Source organism: Pseudomonas sp. CLCA07 (assembly GCF_053615335.1).
Genome location: NZ_CM132131.1, coordinates 4,197,511 through 4,217,718 on the forward strand (window position 1 = coordinate 4,197,511; position 20,208 = coordinate 4,217,718).

The following is a 20,208-nucleotide window of genomic DNA, read 5'->3' on the forward strand; positions in this document are numbered from 1 at the left end:
AAAATTATCCTCAGTCCCGCATTTCGGTCTGGCGTTCGACAGGGTCGATCAGCACGGCTTTCTGCTGGCGCACCAGCAGGTCGAGAATTTCATCCTGACGCTCGCCGAGAATCCCGCTGAAGCTGATGCCGCTGGCTTTGGTCGGGGCGAGCATGGACACGCGATACAACTCGACGCTCAGCGGCGAGTCGATGGACAGCGGGCCACTGCCGTTGCCGGACAGTTCGCCACCGACCACGATCAGCGACACCTGGGCGTCGAACGGGTCGAGCTTGATGTCACGGTCGGTGTCGCTCAGGTCTTTGATGTGGCCGTAGACACCGGTCAGGCCGTTGGCCAGGGACAGGTTTTCGTAGAGGCGAATATTCACGCTGTTACGAATACGGATGCCGTGGCGTTTGTTGCTGATCACCTTGTTGCCGTAGATCAGGTTGTCGGCACTCTCGTAGAGGGTGATGCCGTCAGTGTGGTTCTTGTAGATCTCGTTGTAGGCGATCAGGTTGTTTACGCTGTTACGGTCGATCACCAGCCCCGAGAGCTTGTTGTCGTAGCTGCGGTTGTTGAAGATGAAGCTGTCGTTGACCTCACGGGAAATAATGATCCCGTGCTTTTTCTTCGTCCCATAGACGGTGTTGTCGGCAATGATCAGACGGTGGGAACGGTCATGCGGGTCAATGCCGTAGACGATGTTGTCTTTGTAGGTGTTGCCCTTGACCACGAAGTCGCGGGTTTCGTAGCAGTAGAAGCCGTACCACATGTCCGAGAACTCGGAGCCGACGATCCAGCCAGTCGGTTCAGGGCGCTTCAAGACCTTGGCCATGTTTGGCGTGTACTGGGAAATACTCACGCCGTAGGACTTACTGTTGGCGTAGCCGAAACTGGCGATCTTGCTGTTGGCGATGTAGGTTTCGGTGCCACCCCAGGCCAGCAGGAACGGACGGAACTCCTTCGGCGAAGTGAACGTCGCCGGGCCATTGTCCTTCTCGCGCCAGCCGGTGATTTTGGTGTCACGCACAAACAGCTGACCGTCGTTGACCAGGAACGAACCGGCCTCTTGCGACAGGCGCAATTCCTGGGTCTGTTTGTCGATTTCAAGGATGCCGTGGCGGCCGACTACAATCGGCAACTTCGCCAGGAACACCCCCGGCGAGGTTTCGCTGAAGTACTGCTTGGGCAGCTTCTTCGCCAGGTCCTTGAGGTTCATGTAGCCGTCGTCGACGAAGATTGCCTGTGGGATGCCGTGCTGACGCACCACCCATTCGGCCATCTTGTTGTCGCCGCCGATGAAGTCCTTCAGGGCGTCTTCCTGCATCATCCGGCGCACGCTGATTTTGCCGGCCTTGGTGCGCACGATTTTCGCGGCGATGGCCTCGGCGGTGTAGCCGGACAGGTCTGGAAGTTTTGGCTTGGCCAGCTCCAGCGGCGCGGTTGGCGCGCTGCTGACGGTGTAGGTCTTGGCCTGTTGCAAACCTTTGGCAAGGGTCGCCGGTTGCCCTTTCTGGACGGGCACGACCGGCTCCACATTGGCGAAGGCAGCCGCGCTGGCCAGCAGCATCGCGCCGGCCAGCAAGGAGATCGAACCTCGCTTCGAATTGTTCATATCGGGCACTCCCTTCGCGGTTCGCATCAGAAGCGCCAGATCACGTCGATGAACGCACGGTGCATGTACGAATCGACGTTGTTGCCGTAGGCATCACCCGGCTTGAACACGCCACCACGGAAACGCACCAGCGCCGAAGGCTCATCGATCGACTGGCTCAACGATGCCGGCAACAGGCCTTGCTTGAAGTACTTGGTGACGACCAGGTCCATTTCCTGACCGAGGTCTTTTTCGCCATCGTTCAGCGGCAGGGACGTGGTGGAGAGAATTGCGCCGGTGGCGTCGTCGATGTTGTTCTCGACGGCGTTGATGCCGTTGCTGCCGATCGGCTTGTTGCCGTCGACACGCCAGAATTTGTGGTAAATCAGGGTGGCGTCGTACTCGTCGTTGAGCATCCACGAACCGAACAATGTGCCGCTCTGCAGGTTGCTCAACTCGCCACGGAAGGCCTCGCCGAAACGGTGAACCCGCGAGCGCGTGCCGGTGTAGTTCGAGCGGTTGCTTTCGAGGCCGTTCTGTTCGTAATCGCCGCTGGCGCGGGCATAAGCCGCACCGACTTGCCATTGCGGATCCAGGCGCAGGCGTACACCCAGGTCGGTGGCCCAGCCATCGACGTCACCGCTGCTCTTGGGTTGTGCCGGTGCGGTGCCATTGGCGTTCAACGGGTTGACCGTGTCGCGCTCGCCGCTCATGCCGGTGACGCTGGCCCAGTAATTGACCGTGCTGGTATTGCGCCAGTTATAGGCGTCGCTATCGGCGTTGAGGCCGAGCCAGCTGATGTTACCGTTCTGTTTCTTGTCCAGAGAGTCGCTGGGCTCACCCGGTGTCGGGAAATCGAGCTTGCCGTTATCGTGGACGTGATGACCGCGGATGCCGACCCAGTGACCCGGTGTCCACTGATACGCCGCATCGGCGAAAGCGTGCTGGCGATCCTTGTCATCCGGTGCCAGCTCTGTCAGGTCGGTACGGTACTCGCTGAAGCGTTCGGCAATACCGGCGTTGGCGCGCAGCAGGGTGGTGTCGAAGGTCCAGTTCAGCGCTTCGATGTTGGTGTCGCGCCACTGGCCGTCATCATTGTGCAGGCGCTGGCGACCGAGCTTGAGGTTCTCGCCGGGGTACGGCGTGAAGCCGCTATAGCCGACCCAGAACTCGCGCATCGACAGGTAGTTTTTCTCCGCTTTGCGACCGCCGACATCGGTGGACTCGGTGCCATTGCCCTGTTGCAGGGTGTCGGTTTCGATGATGTCGGTGGAGGTTACCGCTTGCCCCATGGCATAGGCGCTCCATGCGCCGCTCTCGCCATAGATCCACGGACGCAGGTCGAGGCCGACGCCATTGACGGTGCCGCCACTTTGCGTGCCCAGGTCAGTGTCACCTTCGGACTGACCGGTTATTTTCACGTCAAGGCCGTAGTTCTTGGTTTCGGTCAATGCCGCCAGGGTCGGACACGACCACAACAGGGCGAATGTCAGGCCAATACCGGCCTGAACGAATGGATTCAACTTCATAGGGATTCCTCGCCGTCTTCTTCTTGCAGGGCATGCAGTTCCAGCGTGTTCTGGCTCAAGGCACCACGAACGGCCTGTTCTTGTTTCAACAGGCGTTGGGCCTCGGCGAGCTGGGCAGGCGGCAGTTGTGCTTCGAGTGTTTGCGCAAGCTCGGTGGCTTGCGGGGTGTTCTGTGCCTTGGCCAATTGGCTGAAGACATAAGCGTTAAGCGGGTCGGGCTTGGTGCCCTTGCCTTGGGAAAACAGTTGGGCGATGGCGAAGTCAGCGCTGTTCTGGCCGTTGCGCGCAGCGGTCAGCAAGTGATCCAGAGCTTTCTGCGAATAGACTTTGCCCAGGTAGCCACGGCGGTAGATTTGGCCGAGGTAGTAATCGGCGGCGACTTCGCGGCCGACGGCTTTCTTGAAATGTTCTTCGGCGACCTTGGCGTCGGCCGGGACCATTTTGCCTTCGTAGTAGAGCTTGCCCAGCAGCAGTTCGGCGCGTGGCTGGTCAGCGGCGCGGCCGTTGTCCAGGTACTTCATCATCTGGTCGACATCACCCAGTTCAGGGAAGTCGTAGATCAATTGTGCGAGGGTGACCCACGACGCCGGGTAACCCGCAGCGATGGGTTCGAGCAGGGACTGCGCGGTTTTCTCGTCGGTCTTGCCCAGGGTCGGATCCGCAAGCACACGGGCGACGCTGTCCACCCGCTGCGCGGAAACGGTGCCGCGAGCGTGTGCGGCTTGCATCTGCTTGATCAGCTCGGCCTGTAGCTCGGGCTTGGCCTGTTTCTGATAAACCGTGGCCAGTTCGACGTAGCAGATGTCGGTGGTGTTCAGTGCGGCTTTGCAGATGCTGGCGACTTCGTCCAGATGCTGGTCGTAAGTGCCCTGGGTGCGATAGAGCAGCACTTGCGCCAGACCAGCTTCCGGTTTGCCTTCGGCGCGCCATTGACTGATCTGCTTCTGCGCATCGACGTCAGGGAAACTGTGCGGGTATTGCAGGTACAGCATGGCCAGCGGGATCAGGGTGTTGCCTTCGCCATTGGCCGAGGCTTTTTTCAACAGGGCTTCGGCTTCGTGCTGTTCGGCTTCAGTGGAACCGGGCTTGGCCACCAGCAGACGACCCAGGCGAGCCTGAGCGCGCGGCGAGACGTCGGCCGCGGCGCGGTAAGTCGCCTCGGCTTGTTTGATCTGCGCCGGGTCACGGCTGTCGACCTGGATATCCGCCAGGCCCACTTGCGCTTCGCTGTAGCCGAGGTCGGCCAGTTGCTTGTAGTTCTGCTGAGCCAGCGCCGTGTCACCGCGCTTGAGGGCTTCATTGGCCAGACGCTGATCGGGCAGGCCGGCGCAACCGCTGAGGCTGACTGCCAAAGCTAGTGCACACACTGCATATCCCCTGTGGGAGTGAGCTTTTGTGGGAGCCGAGCTTGCTCGCGATGCAGACGACTCGGTATCACAGGTAGATCGAGCCGATGCTTTCGCGAGCAGGCTCGCTCCCACACAGGCTCGCTCCCACAGGGACTGAGGTGTGTTCGAGATTTTTGTGATAGTCACAGGCATGTCCTCGACTTAAAGACCAGCAGCCATGGCTTTTTCGATCAGCCAGTTCAGGTTCGGGCCACGATCGCTGTTCACTTCTACCGGGCGACCGGCGAGGCTGCTGTCCAGGGTTTCATCAGGCTGAATCAGTACGCGGATGTCGGACGACAGGTCAGCGCTTTTCAGGCTGGTGCTGCTGACGATCTTGCCGGTGCGGCTCTTGTCTTCGCCGGCGATCTGGAAGCTGACCGGAGTACCTGGACGCACATCGCGGAACTGGCGATAGGAGAAGCGCGCTTCAACATTGGCTTCGCTGTTACGCGGCACCAGCTGGAAGATCACGTCGCCCTTGTTGGCGTATTGACCGTTGGCAACCAGTTGTTGCGCCACGGTGCAATCGCACGGCGAGGTCAGGGTGCCGGTCATTTGCTTGCCGAACAGTTCTTCAACTTTGGCCGGTTGCAGTTGGTTTTCGTCCAGATGCCCTTTGAGAACATCGAGCATGCTGGTGCTGAAAGTGGCGAGCGGGGCGCCTTTGGCGGCAACGCCATCGGCCTTGATCAGGCTTTGCACGGTGCCATCGCGCGGCATGGTGATGTTCATGCCCGGCACGCTGACCAGACCGGCCTGGGCATGGCTGACGAAGTACATGCCGTACACCGATTTGAAAATAAAACCGAATGCCGCCACGCCGACGATGAAAATCCCCAGGCTGAAGGTCACTGCACGCAGACGACCGAATGCGGTCATGCCGTGGCCGCCATCCTTGACCTTGCGCGCCTTGGTGAAGTTATCGCGCTGCAGGGTCGCCAGCACTTCACCCATGCTGACGATGTCGCCGGCCAGGTGAGAGGTGATCAGGTGACGCAGGGTCGAGATGTCTCGCGGTTCCAGGTTCTGGAACTGGCAACCGGTACGACCGGTCTCGCGGTCGTACGAGCGCACCTGCAACTCCACGTCCATGGCCAGGCCGAGGTTGTCGATGACGAATTGCAGACGGGCCTTGTACTTGTCGCCGATCTTCAGTGGCAGTTGCCCGGCATTGAAGGCCAGGCCACCGGCGGACAGGTCGATCACTCGCGCTTCGACCGGTGTCCGGTCGGGGCCGAAGAAACGCAGCTTGGCCGGGATTTTCACTCGGGCGTGTTGGCGCTGGGCTTCGGATTCATGCACTACGTTGGAGTTGACGGCGGTATTCATAAGGGCGATTTCCTGGTTAATTCAAAAAGGGGGCGGTCAGACCATCATCAGCAGCACGGCGACAAAAATGCTGCCGGCGGAGAAGGTCATGGTCCGAGACGACCAGGTGTTGAACCAACGTTGAAAGCTGGCGAGATCACGGGTCAGAGCAGTGGGCTGGCGAGTCCAGGACTGTTGGTCGAGGCGGAAGAACACGTAGATCTTCACCAGCGCGCCGACGATCTGGTTGTAATAGAGAATCGCCGGGTAAGCCGGGCCGATCCGGTGACCGGAGAGGGACAGCAGCACGGCCAGGATCAGGCGGGTAATGCCGATCCACAGCAGGTAAACCAGGATGAACGCGGTGCCGTATTTGAAGCTGGCAATCAGCGCGACCGTCAGGCCCAGCAACGATGTCCACATCGAGACGCGCTGATCGAACAGCACCACCGAAGTGAACAGGCCGAGGCGCTTTATCCCCAGACCCAAGGCGCGGGAGTTCTGCCGCAGGTTGTTGCCGTACCAGCGGAACATCAGCTTGCGACTGGCCTTGATGAAGCTCTTTTCTGGCGGATGCTCGACGGTGTTGATCGCGGCGTCCGGCACGTAGAAGGTGTCGTAGCCCAGACGCATCAGGCTGAACCAGCTCGACTTGTCGTCGCCGGTAAGGAACTTGAAACGACCCAGGCGCCAGTGTTGCAGCGAGTCGCTTTCCACGTCGGCAATGAATTCCGGGTTGGTGACCACAGTGGCACGGAACACCGACATGCGCCCGGTCATGGTCAGCACGCGCTTGGACAGGGCCATCGAGCACATGTTGATGTGACGCTGGGCGAAACGCAGCTTGTGCCATTCGCTCATGATGTAACCACCGCGCACTTCGCAGAACTCGTTGGTGGTCAGGCCGCCGACATTGCCGAACAGCTGGAACCAAGGCACGGTCTTGCGCACCACGCCTTCGCCGAGCACGGTGTCGCCATCGATCACGGCCACCACGGCACGGTCGTCCGGCAAGTGGCGGGAGATGGCACGGAAACCGTAGGCCAGGCCGTCGCGCTTGCCGGTGCCGGGAATGCGCACGAAGTCGAGTTTGACCCGGGCCGGCGGATTCATTCGCGACCAGAGGCTCTTCACCAGCTTCTCATCGGACATTTCCACGATGGAGCAGACCATGGTGGTCGGCAGGCCGCAGTCGATGGCTTCGCGGATCACCGAGGCGTAAACCTGCGCGGTGGTCAACGCGTCGATACGGAAACTGGTGACCATCAAAAACACATGGGACGGGTCTGCCGCTTTGCCCAGCTTGCGCACTTTGCGCCGCAGGTGCGGGTAGACCACGTACAGAAACAGCATGCCGCGCAGAAAGTGCGTGGCACCCATCGAGTAACGCCAGATCCCGATGAAACCAATCAGGAAGATGAAGTCCTTCGACTCGGAGTCGAACGTGGACGCAGGCAACGCCATGGCGATGCCCATCAATAAACTTAGGTAAAACAGCCAACCGGCGGCCTGAAGGAGGCCGTGCTTTAGCCTGTGCATAATCGGAATCCTAAAGTCAGTTACAAGCCCCGCGCCCCTGTAGGAGCACGGCTTGCCGGCGATGGCGATCTCAAATGCGTCATCGCCGGCAAGCTGTGCTCCTACAGGTGTTTCATCCGCAAAAGCGCGGTGTCGGAGACGGGATTCCGTATTACCAGCAGATGCCTTCGGTGCGGCCGCTGACGCTGGTGGCTTTGGTCATGAAGCCCACCAGGTCGACCACTTGCTTGCCGTGCGGAGCGTTCTGCGCCAGGGCGCGGAATTTTTCGTCACGGTTGCCGAGGATGATCACGTCGGAGTTGTTGATCACGTCGTCGAAGTCGGAATTGAGCAAGGACGAGACGTGGGGGATTTTCGACTCGATGTAATCCTTGTTCGCGCCGTGGACACGGGCGTATTCGACGTTGCTGTCGTAGATGCTCAGGTCGTAACCCTTGCCGATCAGCATTTCCGCCAGATCAACCAGCGGGCTTTCGCGCAGGTCGTCAGTACCGGCCTTGAAGCTCAGACCCAACAGGGCCACTTTGCGTTTGTCGTGGCTGGAAACGATGTCGAAGGCGTTCTGCACCTGGGACTCGTTACTGCGCATCAGCGAGTTCAGCAGCGGTGCTTCCACATCCAGGGAACCGGCGCGGTAGGTCAGGGCACGCACGTCTTTTGGCAGGCAAGAGCCGCCGAACGCGAAGCCTGGGCGCATGTAGTACTGGGACAGGTTCAGGGTTTTGTCCTGGCAGACCACTTCCATCACTTCACGACCATCGACGCCGACAGCCTTGGCGATGTTGCCGATCTCGTTGGCGAAGGTGACCTTGGTGGCGTGCCACACGTTGCAGGTGTACTTGATCATCTCGGCGACGGCGATGTCCTTGCGGATGATCGGTGCGTCGAGCTCTTCGTACAGCGATTGCAGAACGTCGCCCGACGCTTTGTCGAATTCGCCGATGACGGTCATTGGCGGCAGATCGTAGTCGGCGATTGCGGTGCTTTCACGCAGGAACTCAGGGTTCACTGCAACACCGAAATCAACGCCGGCTTTCTTGCCGGAGCAGTCTTCGAGGATCGGGATCACCACGTTGGCCACGGTGCCCGGCAGCACGGTGCTGCGAACCACGATGGTGTGGCGGGTGGTCTTGTCACGCAGGACCAAACCGATTTCGCGGCACACGGCTTCGATGTAGTTCAGTTCCAGGTCGCCGTTCTTCTTGCTCGGCGTACCAACGCAGATCATCGACAGGTCGGTGTCACGAATCGCCTCGGCGAAGTTGGTCGTGCCGCGCAGTTTGCCGGTATCGATACCCTTGCGCAGAAGCTCGCCCAGACCCGGTTCAACAATCGGTGATTTACCGGCGTTGATCATATCGATTTTGTCTTTGGCAACATCGACGCCAACGACGTCATGGCCCCGTGCAGACAGGCAACCGGCACAAACAGCGCCGACATAACCCAAACCAAATATGCTGATGCGCATCGCAATTACCTCACTGTTATCAAGACTGTATTCACAAGCCATTAGATGGCCGGAGTTAAGGGTGTTCAGCGGTCATAGGGCACTCGAAAGTGTGGCTTGCAGGCACCACAATGCCGTGTGCAGGCATATTAAGTTTCGAGTGTCTAAATAAGTGCACTCAAGATGTGCGCAACTAGGCCTTATTGTTGTGACGTGCCCTGTTATGCATCCAATCCTCTGGCCTGAGGACGCTGGTGCAAGGATCTTGCACGCTCAATGCCAGGCAATATGCCTGTAAATCAAGCGGTTGGGTGCTCAGGTGAGCACGTTTATAGGGGCGCTGCCTTGGCCTTGTAAGGGGATATTAATGGTGCATATATCCTGTCCTTTGTGTGTTGCCCAAATAAGCGACTCATGATCGGAAGTTAATGTGACAACTTCGCTACGTGAATCTCTTGTCTGCGTAAGTTATCTCGTACAAGCACGTTGATAATCGTTACCGGTGGTATGAGCTACGCATTTGGACATAGTTCCAGTCCGCCCATCGCGAAACCTGAAATTTCTTGAAATATTGAGAAAGATGGCACTGCTTTCATATTGATGGCACTAGCAGTTTCACCCTTGATACATAGGGTGATTACCGAGCTCGATAGTTTTATGCCACTACCGATAAATATTTTCAGTGCCACTACTGAAAAAAAAGATCGAAGTCGAGTGAAACTAAAGTTAGAAAAAGCGAGTGATGTTTTTTTGGCGCCAATAAATCGGCAAAGCGGGAGGGAGATTGTTGGACGATCTGCGGTGGGTGCACGACGAGGTTGTCGATGTCGTGCACCCTATACGTGCATCTATTCGGGCGCGTGGTCGCGCAGGAAAACCAGATTGTCCGGTTTGGACTGCTCGGCGCTGTAGCGGTAACCCTGAACGTCAAATTGCTTGAGGTCGGCAGGGTTGTTGATGCGCTCTTCGATGACGAAGCGGCTCATCATGCCGCGGGCTTTTTTCGCGTAGAAACTGATGATTTTGTACTGGCCGTTCTTCAGGTCCTTGAAGTCGGTATTGATGATGCGCGCGTTCAAGGCGTTGCGTTTGACCGCCGAGAAATACTCGTTGGACGCCAGGTTCAGCAGCACGTCATCGCCTTGATCGGCCAGCGCTTCGTTCAGCCATTCGCTGATTCGCGTGCCCCAGAAGGCATACAGGTCCTTGCCACGGGCATTCGCCAGTTTGGTGCCCATCTCCAGCCGATACGGTTGCATCAGGTCCAGAGGCCGCAGCAGGCCATACAGGCCGGACAACATGCGCAGATGCTGTTGGGCGTAATCGAAATCGGCTTCGCTGAAGGTTTGTGCATTAAGGCCGGTGTACACGTCGCCTTTAAAGGCCAGCAGCGCTTGCTTGGCGTTTTCCGGTGTGAATGCGGGAGTCCAGCTGCCGAAACGTGCGGCGTTGAGCCCGCCGATCTTGTCGGAAACGTGCATCAACTCGCTGATTTGCGCCGGTGTCAGGTCGCGCAGCTGCATGATCAACTCTTGGGAGTGATCGAGGTACTGCGGTTGGGTAAAGCGCTGGGTCGCGGGCGGTGTTTCGTAATCGAGGGTCTTGGCGGGGGAAATCACCATCAGCATGAAGTCGTCTCCTTTAATCGTGGGCGCGATTCTAGGGGGTTGTCTGTGTTGACTCCAGCTATGGGTGTCATAGGTGATGGGTGGTGTCATGGGGCAGATCGCAGCCTCGCGTTGCTCGACAGCTCCTACAGGGACCGAGTTGGGATTGGATTGTGTAGCAGCTGCCGAGCAACGCGAGGCTGCGATCTTTTGAACGTCTCGATATATAGTGCCGCGCGGGTTTTGTTATGGAGACATCCCATTGCGTATCGTTTTTCTATTCTCGGCCTGGTTGTTGAGCTTTGGCGCCATGGCGGCGCCCGGCGATGTGGTGACGCTGGATCGCAGTACCTGGCCAGAGAAGCTCAGTAGCCCGACCTTGTTCGACGTGGCGTCTCGGGCCGAAATCCTCATGTTTGCCCGTGTGCTGCTGGCCAGCGAATCGCTGGATGAACCCGCCCTGGCCCAGCATCTTGGGTTACGCAAAATCAATCTGGAAGCGGTCAGCCAACTGCGCCAGCGCCTGTGGCAGCGCTTGCTGACCAACTACAACTTCGCCCAGCAAAGCTGCGATCAGGATGCGTCCTTCTGTTTCCTGGTCGAGGACATGGACACCTTGCGCGGGCAAGCGGCCAAGTTCCAGGTCAGCGAAGAGAGCTACTACATCAAATGGGCCGAGCCGAGCCGATTGTTCCACGCCCAGTACCTGGACGAGCAACTGCGCAAGGCCGCCCTGTTTCCGCAGACCAGCAGCGAAGTCGATCGTTTTGGCGACTATGAGCGCAACGGCGACGGGATGCATGACCGCTTGTTTTTGCTGACCTTCGACAGCGCCGCCAACGTCGTACCAGACAACACCGGTTGGGTCGCCGAGTACCTGCGCAAGTCGAACATCAGCGGCACGTTTTTCGTCCTCGGCAAGGACATTCAGACGCGTCTGGCCGAACAATCAGTGGCTAGCCTGCAAGCGATGTACTCGCAGCAATGCATCGGCGTCCAGGGCTGGGAGTTCCGCTCCCACAGCCACTGGCAGGACTGGCAGGACTCGGTACGACGCAGCGTTGAACTGGTCAAAAGCAAGTTGCCGGAGAATTACGTGCCACTGTTTCGTCCGCCCGATGGCCAACGTCGCTCCGATGCCGAAGGCTTCTTCAATGCTCAGGGCTTGCGGGTAGCGCTATGGGATATCGATGCGCAGGACGGGGCGGGCAAGCTCAAGGGCAATCCAAGTGCACAACGGGTGTTGACGCTGATGTTGCTGTGGCGCCACGGCGTGATCAATTTCAATGTGAAGCAGGACGCGGTGAAAACGGCGATGCCCTGGCTCATCACGCAAACGGCGCAAAGCGGGATCGGTTGGGAAGACTGTCAGGACGGTTTTCGCTGAAACGCACAAACCCCGTAATCATTGGGTTTTGGGCATTTTTGGGAGAGATTTCGATGCAGGCGGACTTCCGACTTTAACGGGGTGATGGCAGTCCGCCAAGTGTTTTTGGTCACTCTGAAAAATAAACTTCAAAAAAGCGTCAAAGTACTTTTTTCTGTCACACGTTTTGGAGTATTACGAAGGCAGACCGCCGAAACCTGCAACACAGGTGGCGTCTCCCAAGACCCCGCTTGATGCAGTTCACTTGAGTCAGCTCTTTGTCGGTAGGGCGGGGTGAATTCGGTAGTCACTTCGAGGCGCAGCACTGTCACGGTATTGCGTCGAATGGCTCCCACAAAGGTGACCGAGTATGGATGATCACGGACGTAGTTCTTCCTCCAACCAGCCAATCCTTTATGTACTCGATACCAACGTATTGATTCACGATCCAAACGCGCTGCTCAACTTCGAAGAACACCACGTTGCCATCCCGATGACCGTCCTTGAAGAGCTCGACAAGCTCAAGAGCGGGCATCACAACGTGGCTGCGGAATGCCGTCAGGCGATTCGCCTGATTGACAAGACGCTGGGTGATGCCAGTCCTGAAGATGTAGAGCTGGGTGTACCGATCCAGCGTGGCAAGAGTGGGCCAAAGGGTTTGCTGTCAATTCTGATGAGCAAACGCGCCGAACCAAACATCATTCTTCCCGAACACCTGAACGACAACATCATCATCAACCAGTTGATCGATCTGCACGCACGCGAACCCAAGTTGCCCGTCGTGCTGGTCACCAAAGACATCAACATGCGCCTCAAGGCCCGGGCGTGCGGGATCGCGGCCGAGGACTACAGCACCGACCAGCTGGTTGACGACGTTTCATTACTACCCAACGGTTACCACAACATGACCGGCTCCTTCTGGGACCGTGTAAGCAAGGTCGAAACCCGGCAGGACCATGGCCGCACCTGGCACGAGGTGCAACTGATCGACAACCTGCCGGCGGTGCACGTCAATGAGTTCATCATTGATGAACAGGGTTTTGTCGGCTGGATTAAGGAAATTTCAGAAGACCGATTGCTGATCCTCGACCTGCATCAGGAACCGCTGCTGCATCAGGAAGCCTGGGGCCTGAAACCCCGTGACATCTATCAGAGCCTGGCGCTGTTTGCCTTGCTGGACCCGGATATTCACCTGGTCAACCTGACCGGTGCGGCCGGATCGGGTAAAACCATCCTGGCCCTGGCGGCGGCGATCGAGCAGACCATGGTCAGCAAACGCTATCGCCGGATCATAGCCACCCGGAGCGTGCAGGGCCTGGACCAGGAGATCGGCTTCCTGCCCGGTACCGAAGCAGAAAAAATGGAGCCTTGGCTGGGCGCCATCACCGACAACCTCGAAGCCTTGCACATGGATGACGAAAACACCCATGGCAGCGTCGACTACATCCTCAGCAAAGTGCCGTTGCAGTTCAAATCCCTCAACTACATCCGAGGTCGCAGCTTTCAGCAGAGTCTGATTTTGATCGATGAATGCCAGAACCTGACGCCGCACCAGATGAAAACCATCATCACCCGTGCCGGCGCCGGTTCCAAAGTGGTGTGCTTGGGCAACCTGGCGCAGATCGACACCCCTTACCTGTCCGCGACCAGCTCCGGGCTGACGTACTTGACCGAACGCTTCAAAGACTTCCCCAACGGTGTGCACATCACCCTGCAAGGGGTACCTCGTTCGATTCTGGCTGAATACGCTGAATCGCATTTGTAAACCCTCTGATAACCGGGCGAGCTCAAAGTCGCCCGGTTTTTATCCGCTGCCTTTATCTAGTATTAAACTTGCTTGTACTCCTAACGGCCCTTCAGAAGTCTATTTCTGTATATTTTCAAAATCTAAATTTACAATACTCCACGTTTTCTAAGCCAAGGCAGTAGAGTTTGGGGGGCGTAACTATTTATTCGTTGATGATGCGACTTGTCTCTGCGAAAAAAATGTCGCGGTATTTTATGTGTAAAAACGCACCGAACAATATTGCACTAGCACCTGAAGCAACAAGAACGCCTCCGATTGACAAGAGCGTTGAAAGCCATGCCCCAAAAATTGGTCCTGTAATCATAAATATCAACATCAAACTGCGGCTGGATGCTGATACTGTTCCCAAATTAGATAAAGGGCAGTATTTCTGTAGGGTTACGCCAAACCCTAAAGATGTCAATCCATAGGCATACCCTGCAATGGAGAATACTAGTATTAGTATTGCGAGTGTTGTCAGATTACTTGGTTCAGTTAATGATCCCGCCATTACTACCATTACACCGAATGTAAACAGGGAGAACGTAGAGCAGAAGAAAATTTTATGGGGGTAAACTAATTTAAAACTCAAACCTGCAATAATTCCACCTAGTGCGGTAGAGCTAACGACAACGCCAAATACGTATTCTTCGAGCCCCAGGTTTTTTATATGCAGACTCAGTAGCGAGTCATAGCATCCCAGTACAGCGGATTGGATTAAGGCACAGATAAAAAATAGTTGTGTGGATGGGCCGGAGCTTAGTAATACTTTCAGGGCCTTTAAACTCCCAAAGGACCGCTTATCAGATGTGTGTATATTTTTTTGCCGGTTACTCATAGAAAGCAAAATCACGCAGAATATCCCTAATAGTGAAAAAAGCGCGGAAATTAAAAAGCCATACGCTTTGTCTGACATGCTTGCAATAATACCTGCAGCTAAAGGTGAGCAGACCTTGATAAATTGATCCATTACCGTGATTAGTGAAATATTGCTGATCAGGTCTTTGTTTGTAAGAAGCTTCCTCGTCAAGATTATTTCTGCCGCACCAGAACCAAGGTTCGATACTCCCTTAAGGAAGACTAATGTTAAGAAAATAGATTCAGAACTCGCTCCAAATAAGAGGCAGGCAACGATAAATCTGAAGGTGAAACTTACTAGTAAAAATTTTATAGGACTAGTATGGTCTGCAAGCGTACCGATTAATGGCCCCAGGAACAGTGTCGGTAAGCCGTACAGCGCCGCTGCATATCCCAAAGTTTGTGGGGAAGCGTCATATGCGAATGTAAGGACAGTAAAAATTAAAATGAAGTCTACCCACAGTGTTACAGAGCTACTAAATCGTACTCCACATAAATAACCGTACCCTTTCACGTGGGGAACGCTCACTGCGCTATCCCCTTAGCGTGGTACATTACGTCATCTACAACAAATGTGGATATATTATTGGTTGAGCAAAATAACTCAAGATCTGAAAGTGTGTTTATAAAACCTTTGCCTTTGAAATTCAGCGAGGTATTGCAAAGGACGCTGACGCCCGACTGTTTTTTGAACTCGAGTAGAAGCTTGTACATTTTAATGTTGTCTTGAAGGCTGACTGTCTGAACTCTTGCTGTTCCATCGATATGAGTAATTGCTTTAAGTCGTTTGTCAATTACATGATGAAATGACAGCATGAATTTGCTTTGAATGCAGTTTTCAAAGTAAAGATTGGCATCCTCCTCTATGCAGATGGGAGTTACTGGGCGATAGTGCTCTCTTTTTTTTATGGAGTTAAGCTTTTCAGTTGTGTTCGCAGAAAATGGTGCCGCTATTATTGATCTATTGCCTAGGGCTCTGGGTCCTATTTCACAATTTCCCTGTACCCAACAAATAATCTCTCCAGAAATAAGCGCTTCGCACACGTGTTCGAGTACCAATGGACTTGGTGAAAATGAGGAGTTTTTTGTGGGGTTGAAAATAAAAGGTTGTCCTGAATATACGGACCATTCAAGTTTTGCTTTACCAGTTAATAAATTTTGGGCAATCGCGGACGCCCCGATCCCGACACCTGTATCATTTGTACACGGTGGAACAAAAACCCCGTCGAATAATTCGGAGGTTTCCCATTTTTTGTTCCATTCACAGTTCAAGCCACAGCCGCCTGCAATTAAAAGCGGAAGCTTTTCTGTAATGTGTGTACTGATGAAATCATAAAATTCGTTAAAAAGCTTGTCTGATAGCTTTCTTGCCAGGTTGCAAAATTTCGTTGTGTTGACACCTATGTTGTAAAAGCCGCTATCTTTTAAGTCAAGTTTGTTGAGTGTGTCTATTGCTGAGTTGCAGTTGATTATGTAGTCAATAACCTTTGACTCGGATGCATCTGGTTCACCATTTGTTCCAAATGCAGCTAACGCCATCATTTTTCCCGCGTCACCGAGCCTGCAATAACCTTTTTTTAAATTGAAAGTTGGATCGGCTAAGCCGTAGGTAAATGCATAACGAAGACCCGGCCCTTGCAGAATATTGCCTATAGTTTGAATCGTCATGTCAGAGTTGATTTTATAAAAATTGCCTATGAAGCCCTCCCAAAGTAATACGTAGCAAGATGTTTTTTCCGCATAGGGGGACAGTGCGTAAGAGGCGAATATGTGTGATATTTCATGGCTGCAGTTTATCCACGCTATATTTTTCCCAGCAAAATTTCAGGTTGATTGTTCGATATTAAGACCAAGATAACCGCCTTCAGTTGGATGATTTCTGGGGTCCATACCTTCAGCCCATCCGCTTACAGCGATTGCGTCAAGATCTTCTATGTTTTGAACGGCGTGGGTTATTGCTGAGCTCAGGGAAAGAGGGGCATACCTGTTGCCGCCATTTTTTTCCGATTCATAACTGAAGACTAATTTTCCATTTTCAATGAGACATATGTGACCGTCATGGCCCGTGTTTACGCCTAGTATTTTCATTGGTGATTCCTTATGGGTTTTAACCAGAATAGGTACATTTCACTGAAAAAATTTGGGTTAAAGTTTTCAAATAACTCCCAAGCGCTAAAAAGAGAATCCAGGTTCGAATGCTCGTTGAATTTTCTAAACGCAGGGGATTTGTTTTGTCCTTCCTTTTCAAAGCCTGCAAATTCACAATTTAAGGTTCTTATTAATGAGTGAATGTCACGGGTTGTGAACGTTTTTTCCAGCGGGTTGAAAAGTAAATCCATGCACCCACTTCTACTAAAGAAATCTTGTGAGTTAACTATTTCGCTTATTCTTTTGTATTTATAGTTTTGAATTGACAAATCCCGTATTCTTTCTAAATTGCTGGGTGTGTAGAGGATTTCGTTTTTGGACGCAAGGTTTGCCAATTCTGCAATAGGAGTTCGAGCGTATGTGCTATACAGTCCTATTTTAGCAATACCACCATTTTCGAGGGCGGAGAGAATTGCTTGGCATCCTTTCAAAGGATCTTGTAAGTGATGTAGAACACCAATGCACTCAATAAGGCTGAACCTCATATTTAAAGAGAGAATGTTATTTAGGTCGCCGTGGATGAACTCCAAGTTTCTAATGTTGTATTCTTCCCTCTTTCGTGTGGCATATTGCAAGCTTGCTTTGCTAACATCCAGTCCTATGATATTTGTGTGTGGGTAAGTTAAGGCGAGTTGAATCGCATGACGTCCAGTTCCACATCCTGCAACTAATATGTTGTTATTGTTTGGCGGTGCTTGCTTTAGGTTTAGCTTTATGAAAAGCTCATCGAGTGTCGATTCAGAATGTTTTGGTTTGGATGTCCATGTTGGATATGGATTTGATTCATAAAAATTCTGGATAAGCGTTCTGCTTTTCTGAAGGACTGGTAATGTAACTTCTTTGTTTTGCTTTTTAGTAATCCGGCAATTTAAATGGTTTTGGCTTTTTAATGTGTTTATAACGTTTGTATCTGAGTAGGATTCAAGTATTAACTGCGCATCAATTTTTATTGTTGATGACACTTTTAGGGCTTTTTCTTTTAGTTTTTCTACATTTGACAGTTCTTCTTTATCAGTCAGATAGATGAAATCATTTAGCTTGCATTGTTTTTTTAGGGCGCGAAGGAATGCTGGGTGTGTTTTTTTGTAGTTGTTGCTGAGTATGGACTCTATAAGTTTTTTTCTTATGGTTATAATGGCTTCCTCTATGATGTGGTTCGAAATTAGGCTGTTACTCAAAAGTTCTAAAGCAATTTGCTCCGATTCGATTATGTCCAGAATAAGTATGGCGCACTCTTCTTTTGTATGTGTCATCTTTGCAAATTTGAGTGCTAGCTGTGAAAAGTACACTCGGGTTAGTGTGTCAATGTCTATTCCTTCTGTATTAAAAAGTGTCGCTAGACTGGCGAATGTTGCTGCATCAAATGAGGTAAGGTGGACCGACTGAAGTAAATCAAGATAGTTAAAGGCAATTCTGCTTTTTGTGAAGCCTTCTATTTTTGCGGCTGATTGGTATGTCCAGAGTGCAGCATTGGTTTTTCCATTTTTTTCTTGAATGGATGCTAGGTTTTGATGGAACTTAAGTTTGTCCGCTTCTGAAGCTCCTGGTAAGGCGCAAGCAAGCTTGTAAAGGCGTTCTGACTTATTTTTGTCACCCAGTTCTTCGTATAAAGCCGCAAAATTGTTCAACGCTTTTACGTTTTTTGAATCGTTCTTTATACTCAATTCGTATAGCCGTGCAGCTTCTTGGAGTTTGTTGTTGTTAAAGCTGGAATCTGCCATTTCTCTGATTTTTTCGGAGTATTCTTTTTTTCTCAACGTATCATCGTGCATGTGAGCACCTAAGAATAATTTGTTTTATTTTACTGCCTTCAAAAGTTTTACTACTCCGGGGCTAAGAGGATCTTGCAGGCCATGTCCACCTGCTAAAACAAATAACGAATGTTCATTAAATCCATCAATCTTTATAAGTTCATTTAGTAGGTTGTCTATAAAGTATCCGGTTAGCCAGGTGTTAAGTTTGTGAGCTGTGGCTACGAGATTGAATGTCTGAGATAAATGTCCAACATCCATTAAAGCTGATCGATAAGCACGTGAATGTGGGTATTTCCACCAAAGCTTATCAAATCGCGAACTCATTACTATCAGGAAGCCCGCTTCCACTGCGAAGTTTTGATGGCATAATATTTGTGATAAGTCGGCGTTTATTCCACTATCCAATTTTGTTAACACATGCTGGTGGGACCTATAGTGATAGATGCCTCGCTCTAGGTTGCTAACATTTAAAGCAATCAAGTAGGCCTCGGTTGCTTGTAAGCACCCGGCACTTGGTGAGGATCTACGATAGCCAACCGTCGAAATGCCGCGTTCTGCGAGATTTTTTTTATGCGAGTCGCCGTGGATTTTTCCGAATGTAGTGAATAAAATATTAGATACCATTTCCAGTGGGACAGGCTCCCCATTGAAATTTCTACTTGTTGTCCTCTCCCATAGTGCTTTCTTCAGACTATAAGTATCAATTGTGTTGCTGTTCCATGATGGAAGTTTTATTAGCTCTCCTTCTCGTTCAATGTCGAGAGTTGGGGCGCTTTCTGCGATGCTTTCGCAAAAGCTCACATAGCCTATCTCTTTGTTTTCTTCAGTGTTTTTCAAGTCGCTTGGAAAGTTGTGCTTGCTTCCAAGATGAAATATTTTTGAAATAGGGTCCCAACCCCAAGGACCATTAGCTTTTTGCGTATTTTGATATTGTTCAGCTTTTTCGCCTATTAGTAATATTTCTGCTTCAATCAGTATTCCATCCTCGGGTTTTGATGTGTAAGGCATACCAACTAATTCGTTGAGTTCGAAAATTCTGTCAAGATAGCGTCGTTCGAATATCTCGTACTGTTCACCTGTTTCCAAGTTCCATAATCCGAAAATCCCTTCGTTTAAGGTAATTGTCAGGTTTTCATTAACTTTAAACTCACTCATCTTACATGCTCCGTAAAACTGTGCCGAGAGAGTCTGGAGGCTCTCTCGGCATTGGCCAAAATTAACTGACCAGTTTTGATTCCGGTTTTGCCGGTGTAATCAGGATGTTGTAAGCGTTATTGGAAAGAGCTGTTAATCGAGTTTGCAGATTTGCTTTGCGCATAATAAGAACCTCTTGAGTTTTAGTCTGTATGGATTGAAGTCATAGGACTTCATTGGCGAAACTAATCGCGTTGTATTTGCTAGTCAATAACTGGGCTTGTAGGATGGTTCGTGCCTGGGTGGTTTATAAGTCTTACACCGAACTCCTACTTGCAGCTGTTTTATTAAGTTAATCAGGTTGTTGCAGATATACACTTCAACTACATTTGCTTCGATGCATTCTGAGAAAGTCTTAATCGGTAGTATTTAGTTACGTAATGGCTTCTTTGGGGGCCGCTTCAGCCAATACCAAAAAATATTGGCCAAGAGGAGGAGAATCCTGATCGATGAATGCCAGAACCTGACCCCGCACCAGATGAAAACCATCATCACCCGTGCGGGCGCCGGTTCCAAAGTGGTATGCCTGGGCAACCTGGCGCAGATCGACACCCCTTATCTGTCCGCGACCAGCTCCGGGCTGACATACCTGACCGAACGCTTCAAAGACTTCCCCAACGGTGTGCACATCACCCTGCAAGGGGTGCCTCGTTCGATTCTGGCCGAATACGCAGAGTCGCATTTGTAACTGCTTCACCCAGA

General features: G+C 52.5%; 14 protein-coding genes and 1 pseudogene. 3 read left to right on the forward strand and 12 right to left on the reverse strand.

Annotated features, from left to right (window positions below; translation table 11 throughout):
• Nucleotides 1–10: 10 nt before the first annotated feature.
• The 7 genes from algG to yaaA all read right to left on the reverse strand — a co-directional run bounded on the left by algG (nucleotide 11) and on the right by yaaA (nucleotide 10,421).
• Complete coding sequence (gene algG / locus ACWGZX_RS19245) at nucleotides 11–1,600, reverse strand: mannuronan 5-epimerase AlgG (protein WP_452625026.1); 1,590 nt, start codon at nucleotides 1,598–1,600, stop codon at nucleotides 11–13.
• 26 nt (nucleotides 1,601–1,626) lie between these two features.
• Nucleotides 1,627–3,108 carry an alginate export family protein gene (locus ACWGZX_RS19250; protein ID WP_452625027.1) on the reverse strand — a complete coding sequence of 494 codons (1,482 nt, stop codon included), beginning with the start codon at nucleotides 3,106–3,108 and terminating at the stop codon, nucleotides 1,627–1,629.
• Entirely contained in the window at nucleotides 3,105–4,649 is a 1,545-nt protein-coding gene (algK, locus tag ACWGZX_RS19255; RefSeq protein WP_452625028.1) for an alginate biosynthesis TPR repeat lipoprotein AlgK, read from the reverse strand. The genes ACWGZX_RS19250 and algK overlap by 4 nt, the downstream gene beginning before the upstream one ends.
• A 9-nt stretch (nucleotides 4,650–4,658) precedes the next feature.
• Entirely contained in the window at nucleotides 4,659–5,828 is a 1,170-nt protein-coding gene (locus ACWGZX_RS19260; RefSeq protein ID WP_452625029.1) for a PilZ domain-containing protein, read from the reverse strand.
• Nucleotides 5,829–5,864: 36 nt separating this feature from the next.
• On the reverse strand, nucleotides 5,865–7,346 hold the full coding sequence (alg8, locus tag ACWGZX_RS19265) for a mannuronan synthase (protein WP_452625030.1): 1,482 nt from the start codon (nucleotides 7,344–7,346) through the stop codon (nucleotides 5,865–5,867).
• Between the two features lie 151 nt (nucleotides 7,347–7,497).
• Nucleotides 7,498–8,814, reverse strand: coding sequence for a nucleotide sugar dehydrogenase (locus tag ACWGZX_RS19270; protein WP_452625031.1), 1,317 nt, complete (start codon nucleotides 8,812–8,814; stop codon nucleotides 7,498–7,500).
• An 827-nt stretch (nucleotides 8,815–9,641) separates the two neighbouring features.
• Nucleotides 9,642–10,421: a peroxide stress protein YaaA gene (gene yaaA, locus ACWGZX_RS19275; protein ID WP_027924847.1), complete on the reverse strand. Its 780-nt coding sequence runs from the start codon at nucleotides 10,419–10,421 to the stop codon at nucleotides 9,642–9,644.
• A 241-nt stretch (nucleotides 10,422–10,662) separates the two neighbouring features.
• On the opposite strand from yaaA, the gene ACWGZX_RS19280 reads away from it, so the two are divergent.
• Nucleotides 10,663–11,787, forward strand: a complete 1,125-nt coding sequence (locus ACWGZX_RS19280; RefSeq protein WP_452625032.1) for a polysaccharide deacetylase family protein — start codon at nucleotides 10,663–10,665, stop codon at nucleotides 11,785–11,787.
• A gap of 349 nt (nucleotides 11,788–12,136) precedes the next feature.
• The gene (locus ACWGZX_RS19285; RefSeq protein ID WP_452625033.1) at nucleotides 12,137–13,531 is read left to right on the forward strand and encodes a PhoH family protein; all 1,395 of its coding nucleotides are present in this window, start codon (nucleotides 12,137–12,139) and stop codon (nucleotides 13,529–13,531) included.
• A 184-nt stretch (nucleotides 13,532–13,715) separates the two neighbouring features.
• On the opposite strand, the gene ACWGZX_RS19290 is transcribed toward ACWGZX_RS19285, so the two are convergent.
• The 5 genes from ACWGZX_RS19290 to ACWGZX_RS19310 are packed head-to-tail and all read right to left on the reverse strand — an operon-like array spanning nucleotide 13,716 to nucleotide 19,467.
• Entirely contained in the window at nucleotides 13,716–14,939 is a 1,224-nt protein-coding gene (locus ACWGZX_RS19290; RefSeq protein ID WP_452625034.1) for an MFS transporter, read from the reverse strand.
• Nucleotides 14,936–16,216: a carbamoyltransferase C-terminal domain-containing protein gene (locus ACWGZX_RS19295; protein WP_452629035.1), complete on the reverse strand. Its 1,281-nt coding sequence runs from the start codon at nucleotides 16,214–16,216 to the stop codon at nucleotides 14,936–14,938. Before ACWGZX_RS19295 ends, ACWGZX_RS19290 begins: the two co-directional genes overlap by 4 nt.
• Nucleotides 16,217–16,234: 18 nt before the next feature.
• Nucleotides 16,235–16,498 carry a hypothetical protein gene (locus tag ACWGZX_RS19300; RefSeq protein ID WP_452625035.1) on the reverse strand — a complete coding sequence of 88 codons (264 nt, stop codon included), beginning with the start codon at nucleotides 16,496–16,498 and terminating at the stop codon, nucleotides 16,235–16,237.
• Complete coding sequence (locus ACWGZX_RS19305; protein ID WP_452625036.1) at nucleotides 16,495–18,330, reverse strand: methyltransferase domain-containing protein; 1,836 nt, start codon at nucleotides 18,328–18,330, stop codon at nucleotides 16,495–16,497. The genes ACWGZX_RS19300 and ACWGZX_RS19305 overlap by 4 nt, the downstream gene beginning before the upstream one ends.
• 24 nt (nucleotides 18,331–18,354) lie before the next feature.
• Nucleotides 18,355–19,467, reverse strand: coding sequence for a SagB/ThcOx family dehydrogenase (locus ACWGZX_RS19310; protein ID WP_452625037.1), 1,113 nt, complete (start codon nucleotides 19,465–19,467; stop codon nucleotides 18,355–18,357).
• Between the two features lie 478 nt (nucleotides 19,468–19,945).
• Between ACWGZX_RS19310 and ACWGZX_RS19315 the strand changes: the two are divergent.
• A pseudogene (locus ACWGZX_RS19315) lies at nucleotides 19,946–20,194 on the forward strand (PhoH family protein); the annotation flags it as partial.
• Nucleotides 20,195–20,208 lie beyond the last annotated feature (14 nt).

Bases quoted from the DNA above. Each gene is read 5' to 3' on its own strand.
- algG (WP_452625026.1), bottom strand. From the start codon at position 1,600: ATGAACAATTCGAAGCGAGGTTCGATCTCCTTGCTGGCCGGCGCGATG.
- ACWGZX_RS19250 (WP_452625027.1), bottom strand. From the start codon at position 3,108: ATGAAGTTGAATCCATTCGTTCAGGCCGGTATTGGCCTGACATTCGCC.
- algK (WP_452625028.1), bottom strand. From the start codon at position 4,649: ATGCCTGTGACTATCACAAAAATCTCGAACACACCTCAGTCCCTGTGG.
- ACWGZX_RS19260 (WP_452625029.1), bottom strand. From the start codon at position 5,828: ATGAATACCGCCGTCAACTCCAACGTAGTGCATGAATCCGAAGCCCAG.
- alg8 (WP_452625030.1), bottom strand. From the start codon at position 7,346: ATGCACAGGCTAAAGCACGGCCTCCTTCAGGCCGCCGGTTGGCTGTTT.
- ACWGZX_RS19270 (WP_452625031.1), bottom strand. From the start codon at position 8,814: ATGCGCATCAGCATATTTGGTTTGGGTTATGTCGGCGCTGTTTGTGCC.
- yaaA (WP_027924847.1), bottom strand. From the start codon at position 10,421: ATGCTGATGGTGATTTCCCCCGCCAAGACCCTCGATTACGAAACACCG.
- ACWGZX_RS19285 (WP_452625033.1), top strand. From the start codon at position 12,137: ATGGATGATCACGGACGTAGTTCTTCCTCCAACCAGCCAATCCTTTAT.
- ACWGZX_RS19300 (WP_452625035.1), bottom strand. From the start codon at position 16,498: ATGAAAATACTAGGCGTAAACACGGGCCATGACGGTCACATATGTCTC.
- ACWGZX_RS19305 (WP_452625036.1), bottom strand. From the start codon at position 18,330: ATGCACGATGATACGTTGAGAAAAAAAGAATACTCCGAAAAAATCAGA.
- ACWGZX_RS19310 (WP_452625037.1), bottom strand. From the start codon at position 19,467: ATGAGTGAGTTTAAAGTTAATGAAAACCTGACAATTACCTTAAACGAA.